General features: G+C 66.5%; 2 protein-coding genes. Both read left to right on the top strand.

The features are described from left to right. The first annotated feature begins 160 nt into the window (after positions 1–160). Positions 161–1,252: a GNAT family N-acetyltransferase gene (locus tag KBY95_RS03235; RefSeq protein ID WP_254963259.1), complete on the top strand. Its 1,092-nt coding sequence runs from the start codon at positions 161–163 to the stop codon at positions 1,250–1,252. Between the two features lie 63 nt (positions 1,253–1,315). Next, positions 1,316–6,613 carry an FG-GAP-like repeat-containing protein gene (locus tag KBY95_RS03230; protein WP_254963257.1) on the top strand — a complete coding sequence of 1,766 codons (5,298 nt, stop codon included), beginning with the start codon at positions 1,316–1,318 and terminating at the stop codon, positions 6,611–6,613. The last annotated feature ends 73 nt before the right edge of the window (positions 6,614–6,686 follow it).

The raw sequence follows: 6,686 nt of genomic DNA, 5'->3' as shown, positions 1-6,686 counted from the left end.
GCCTTGGGGATGCGCTCCTCCGTGGAGATGTAGGAGAACAGGGGGCCGGTCCTCTCCTGTTGGCCGCGCATCTGCTCAGTGCCGTTACTCCATTCTCTCGCGGCTGGCCAGGTTTTTCATCAGTCTCCTAGGCCTGCAGGAGGAAGATATCGACTGCCTGGTGAAACTGCCGGGCCGCGATGAGCTGGTGACAGTTCGGCCCAAGGCGCCCAGTGGCAACCCCCACCAAGGCCCCGAGCTGCGGGATTTCGGCTTGCCGGCACCCACCGGCGGTGGCGGTGCCAACAAGAGCACGGACGCGACCCCAGCCGCTGATACTCCCCTCCGCTACCAGCGGGTGCTCCAGCTGACCCCGGCCACCCTCGCCCCCTACGCCCCGCTCACCTTCCCCTCGCTCGCCCCCGGCAGCCCGGCCCTGGCCGGCATCAGCGGCGAGTTGCTGGGGCTGTCGGCCATGGCCGACGGTGTGATGGTGGGTTTCGCTGTGGCCGAGCGCCTGCCGAATGGGGCCGCCACGTTGCGCTCGCTGATGGTGGAGCCCGCCTGGCGACGGCGCGGCATCGGCACCCGTCTGCTGGCCGAGCTGATGCGCTTTCTGGTCAGCGAGCGGATCGGCCCGCTCCTGCTGCGCTACCAGGCCTCCGAGCTCAGCGCCGCTGCCCTCGAGCCGATCCTCGCCCGGCTCGGCTGGAGCGCTCCATCGGTGGATTTTGTGCTGATCGAAAGCAGCGCCGAGCGGCTGGCCGCCGTGTCCTGGGCCGAACGGTTCCCGATCGATGCGCCCTACCGCCTGCTCCCCTGGATGGAGGTCGCCACCGCCACCGGCGTAGAGGCGATCCAGCAGCAGGCCCGCCGGCTGGAGGCCCCCGCCGTGCTGCTGCCGCCGGCCGACCTCGATGGCATCGAGCCCGCCGTGTCACTGGCCTTGCTGCACAACGAAGCCCTGGTGGGCTGGCTGATCGCCCACCGCACCGGCCCCGCCCGCCTGCGCTACTCCAGCCTGTTCCTGGCACCGGCCCACCGCGGCCGTGCCCGCGGCCTCGCCCTGCTCGCCACCGGCTTCCACCGCCAGCAGGCCGCCGGCATTCGCGCCGCCCGCGCCGCCATCGCCGCCGATAACCCCGAAATGCTGCGGGTGCTGCGCCGCCATCTGGCGCCCTTCCTCAGCGGCAGCGGTGAATCCCGCCGCAGCGGCCATCCCCTCACAGCGCATCCAGCCACCACCGGACCACCGGCACCGCCGGGGGGCTGAGCCCAGCCGCCCTCGCGCCCCCAGCGCCCAACACCGCCGCGCTTACCTCACCGCTGCTGATCCATGACCCAGCTCCTCCTCGCTACCACCCTGCCCACCGCCGCTTCTTCCAGCCTGAAGGAAGCGTTGGCACTGGTGGACCAACGGCTGGAGGCCTGGAGTTCGAACAGCAGCGCCTACGAGGCCCTGCTGGCGGAAGTGTTCGGCAAGGCCGGCACCGATCCGGGCCTCTGGCAGCAGGCGGCGGGCGAGCTGCGCAGCACGCTTCTGAGCACCGGCCTGGCGATCGGCCTGGAGTTGCTCGCTGACGAGGAACTGCCCGGCCTCAACGGCGCCTACACGGCCAATGCACCCGGCGGTGGGGAGCGTATCTATCTCAACAGCACCTGGCTGCAGGCCGCCAGCGCCGCCCAGATCGAGGCGGTGCTGCTGGAGGAGCTCGGCCATGCCATCGACACCCGCCTCAATGGCAGTGCCGACAGCCCTGGTGATGAGGGGGCACGCTTCTCCGCCTTGCTGCGGGGGCTGCAACCATCATCAGCCAGCCTCATCGAGAACGATCAGCACACCTTGACGCTTGGGGGCCAGGTGATGGCGATCGAGGCGGCCGACACCACAGCGCCGGTGGCCCTCACCACCTCACCCGCCTATACCGCTGCCGAAACCAATCCCTTCGGGCTGGCGAATGTGGGCAAGTTCGCCAGACCCAGCTTCGTGGACATCGACGGCGACAGGGATCTCGATGCCTTCATCGGTAACCGTGACGGCAACACCCTCTTCTTCCGCAACACCGCCGCCGCTGGCAGCACCACTCCCGCCTACGCCGCAGCCGCGGAAAATCCCTTTGGGCTGGACAATGTCGGCGGAAATGCCAGCCCGAGCTTCGTAGACATCGACGGCGACGGTGATCTCGATGCCTTCATCGGCAACCGCTACGGCAGCACCCTCTTCTTCCGCAACACCGCCGCCGCCGGTAGTACTACACCCTCCTACGCAGATGGCGCGGAAAATCCCTTCGGGCTGGACAACGTGGGCGAGAATGCCATCCCGAGCTTCGTGGACATCGACGGCGACGGTGATCTCGATGCCTTCATCGGCAATGGCTTCGGCGACACCCTCTTCTTCAACAACACCGCCGCCGCCGGCAGCACCACTCCCGCCTACGCCGCTGCCGAAACCAATCCCTTCGGGCTGGCGAATGTGGGCCTCTCCGCCAGCCCCAGCTTCGCGGACATCGACGGCGACGGTGATCTCGATGCCTTCATCGGCAACTTGGCAGGCACCACCCGCTTCTTCCGCAACACCGCTGTCGCCGGCAGTACCACCCCCGCCTACGCCGCCTCCGAAGACAATCCCTTCGGGCTGGCTGATGCAGGCTATAAAGCTCACCCCAGCTTCGCCGACATCGACGGCGATGGCGATCTCGATGTCTTCATCGGCGATGGCAATGCCGAGGAGTTCATCGGTCCCAAGAAAGGCGCCCCCCCCGGCGGCGACACCCTTTTCTTCCGCAACACCGCGCCGGTGCTCGGCGTCAGCAGCAGCACCGCCAACGGCAGCTACGGCGTCGGTGCTGTGATCACCCTCACGGTCTCCTTCTCAGAAGCCGTTCTCGTCGCCGGCTCCCCCCGCCTGCAGCTCGAAACCGGCAGCACCGATCGCTTCGCCGTCTACACCTCCGGCTCCGGCACCAACACCCTCTCCTTCTCCTACACCGTTCAGCCAGGCGACAGCTCCGCTGATCTCGACATCCTCAGCAGCTCCGCCCTCTCGCTCAATGGCGGCACGATCAAGGATGCGGCCGGCAACAACGCCATGCTCACCCTTGCCGCACCAGGCTCACCTGCCTCCCTGGGTGCCAGGAAGAACCTGGAGATTTCAGGGGCATTCGTTACAGGCGTGACCTCCCCCACCGCCAACGGCGCCTACAGAGTCGGTGCAGTGATCAACGTCACCGTCACCTACTCCCAAGCCGTTCTCGTCACAGGGACGCCCCAGCTTTTGCTTGAAACCGGCAGCACCGATCGCTTCGCCGTCTACACCGGCGGGTCCGGCACCAGCGCCCTGACCTTCTCCTACACCGTTCAGCCTGGCGACAGCTCCGCTGATCTCGACGTGCTCAGCAGGTCCGCCCTTTCGCTCAATGGCGGCACCATCAAGGATGCGGCCTTCGGGAACAACGCGAGCCTCTTACTGGCGGCTCCCGGTGCATCCGGTTCCCTCGGGGCCAGCAAGAACCTGGTGGTCGACACCTTGGTGCCGGTGGCCATCACGGCTCCCTATCCCGCTGCCGAAACCAACCCCTTCGGGCTGACGTCGGTGGTCGCGTTCGCCAACCCCACCTTTGTCGACATCGATGGCGACGGTGATCTCGATGCCTTCATTGGCAACGGCGCCGGCACCACACTGTTCTTCCGCAACACCGCCGCCGCCGGCAGCACCAACCCCGCCTACGCCGCTATCGGGATCGATCCCTTCGGGCTGGCGGATGGGGGCGACTTCGCCAGCTTGCGCTTTGTGGACATCGACGGCGACAGCGATCTCGATGCCTTCATCGGCAACCGCGACGGCAACACCCTGTTTTTCCATAACACCGCCGCCGCCGGCAGCACAAGCCCTGCCTACGCCGCTGCCGTCATCAATCCCTTCGGGCTGGCGAATGTGGGCGACATCGCCAGCCCCAGCTTTGTGGACATCGACGGCGACGGCGATCTCGATGCCTTCGTCGGCAACAAACTCGGCAACACCCTGTTCTTCCGCAACACCGTCGCCGCCGGCAGCTCCACTCCCGCCTACGCCGCTGCCGCCATCAATCCTTTCGGGCTGGCGGATGTGGGCGACTACGCCAGCCCCGAATTGGTGGACATCGACGGCGATGGCGATCTCGATGCCTTCATCGGCAACCGCGACGGCAACACCCTGTTCTTCCGCAACACCGCCGCTGCCGGCAGCTCCAGTCCTGCCTACGTCGCCGCCGCCACCAATCCCTTCGGACTGGTGCCTGTGGGGGCCTTCGCTAGCCCCAGCTATGCGGACATCGACGGCGACGGCGATCTCGATGCCTTCATCGGTGACCGCAAAGGCAACACCCTCTTCTTCCGCAACACCCCGAGCGTCAGCAGCAGCACCGCCAACGGCAGCTATGGCGTCGGTGCGGTGATCACCCTCACCGTCACCTTCTCAGAAGCCGTTCTCGTCACCGGCACTCCCCGGCTGCAGCTCGAAACCGGCAGCACCGATCGCTTCGCCGTCTACACCTCCGGCTCCGGCACCAGCTCCCTGACGTTCACCTACACCGTTCAGCCAGGCGACAGCTCCGCTGATCTTGACGTGCTCAGCAGTTCCGCCCTCAGCCTCAATGGCGGCACGATCAAGGATGCGGCCGGCAACAGCGCCGTGCTCACCCTCGCCGCACCGGGCGAGGCTGCCTCCCTGGGGGCCAGGAAGAACCTGGTGATCGATGGCATCGCCCCACTCATCACCGCCGGGCCCACGCCCACCGCCCTCTCCGGCATCAGCATCACCTCAAACGAGGCGGGCACCGCCGCCCTCTACAAGGCCGACAACAGCCAGCTGTTCGGCACGGCCCTCACCGCCAACACCGCCACCACCCTCAGCCTGGCCGCCCAGGCCAGCATCACCACCGCCACCCTCAAGGTGGCCGATGCCGCCGCCAACCTCACATCTGCCGCCCCCAGCTTCTGGCTGGGCACGACCGGGGCGGATGTGATCACCGGCAGCGCTGGCGCTGAGTTCCTTTATGGCTTCGATGGCAACGACACCCTCAACGGCGGCGCAGGCAACGACACGCTGATCGGTGGTGCTGGGAACGACACCTATCTCTTCGCTGCCGATGGGCCCCTCGGCTCCGACAGCCTTGATGAGGCCGGTGGCGGCATCGACAGCCTCGACTTCAGTGCCACAACCACCCGCGTCATCAGCCTCAACCTCGGGGTTGCCACCAGCCAGGTGGTCAACGCCAACCTCAGGCTGAACCTGGGTTCGGCCACAACGTTTGAGAACGTGATTGGTGGCGGCCTTGCCGACCGCCTCACCGGCAATGGCCTCGCCAACAGACTCAGCGGCGGCGGCGGCAATGACACCCTCAGCGGTGGTGCCGGCAACGACACCCTCAACGGTGGGGCGGGCATCGACCGGCTGGTCGGCGGCGACGGCAACGACATCTACATCATTGAAACGCTCGGCGATCTGGTGGTTGAAACCAACGCCAATCCTGTCAGCGGCGGCATCGACAGGGTGCAGAGTTCGCTGGCCTCCTATGCGCTGACGGCCAACGTGGAGAACCTCACGCTCACGGGGGTTGCGGCCATCACCGGCACGGGCAACAGCCTGAATAATGTGATCACAGGCAACGCAGCGGCGAACATCTTCGATGGCGGAGGGGGCAACGACACCCTGATCGGCGGCGCAGGCAATGATACCTATCTCTTCGATGCCGATGTCGTTCTCGGCACTGACAGCCTCGATGAGGCCGGTGGCGGCATCGACAGCCTCGACTTCAGTGCCACAACCACCCGCGTCATCAGCCTCAACCTCGGGGTTGCCACCAGCCAGGTGGTCAACGCCAACCTCAGCCTCACATTGGGTTCGGCCACAACGTTTGAGAACGTGATCGGCGGCGGCCTCACCGACCGCCTCACCGGCAATGGCCTCGCCAACAGACTCAGCGGCGGCAGCGGCAACGACACCCTCAGCGGTGGCGCTGGTAACGACACCCTCAACGGTGGGGCGGGCATCGACCGGCTGGTCGGCGGCGATGGCAACGACATCTACATCATTGAAACGCTCGGCGATCTGGTGGTTGAAACCAACGCCAATCCTGCCAGCGGCGGTATCGACAGAGTGCAGAGTTCACTGGCCTCCTATGCTCTGACGGCCAACGTGGAGAACCTCACGCTCACGGGGGTTGCGGCCATCACCGGCACGGGCAACGGCCTGAATAATGTGATCACAGGCAACGCAGCGGCGAACATCCTCGATGGTGGCGGCGGCAACGACACCCTGATCGGTGGAGCAGGTGCCGATCGCTTCCGTTTCGCGTCGGCCCCCAACGCCACCACCAACCGCGACGTGATCACGGATTTCGCCATTGACCAGGGGGACACGATCGAGCTGGAGAACGCCGTGTTCACGGCCCTGCCTACCGCAGGCACCCTGGCGGCCTCGGCCTTTGTAATCGGCACGGCCGCCACCAATGGCAGCCAGCGAATCCTGTACCACAGCGCCACTGGCCTGCTCTCCTACGACGCCGACGGCAATGGCACTGCAGCCACAGCGGTGGCCTTCGCGACGCTCACGCCGGGGCTGGCGCTCACCAGCAGTCAGTTCAGCGTCACCTAGATCCATCGGCCCCGACACCACATCTGGTGTGCGGAGTCGCGATTCGGCCCAGGGACGGCCTTGATCTGGTGGT

The organism is Cyanobium sp. Aljojuca 7A6 (assembly GCF_024346455.1).
In the GTDB taxonomy this organism is placed as follows: domain Bacteria; phylum Cyanobacteriota; class Cyanobacteriia; order PCC-6307; family Cyanobiaceae; genus Cyanobium.
This window is presented reverse-complemented; position numbering and strand designations above follow the sequence as displayed.

Excerpts from the sequence above, each read along its gene's own strand:
- KBY95_RS03230 (WP_254963257.1), top strand. The coding sequence starts at position 1,316 with ATGACCCAGCTCCTCCTCGCTACCACCCTGCCCACCGCCGCTTCTTCC.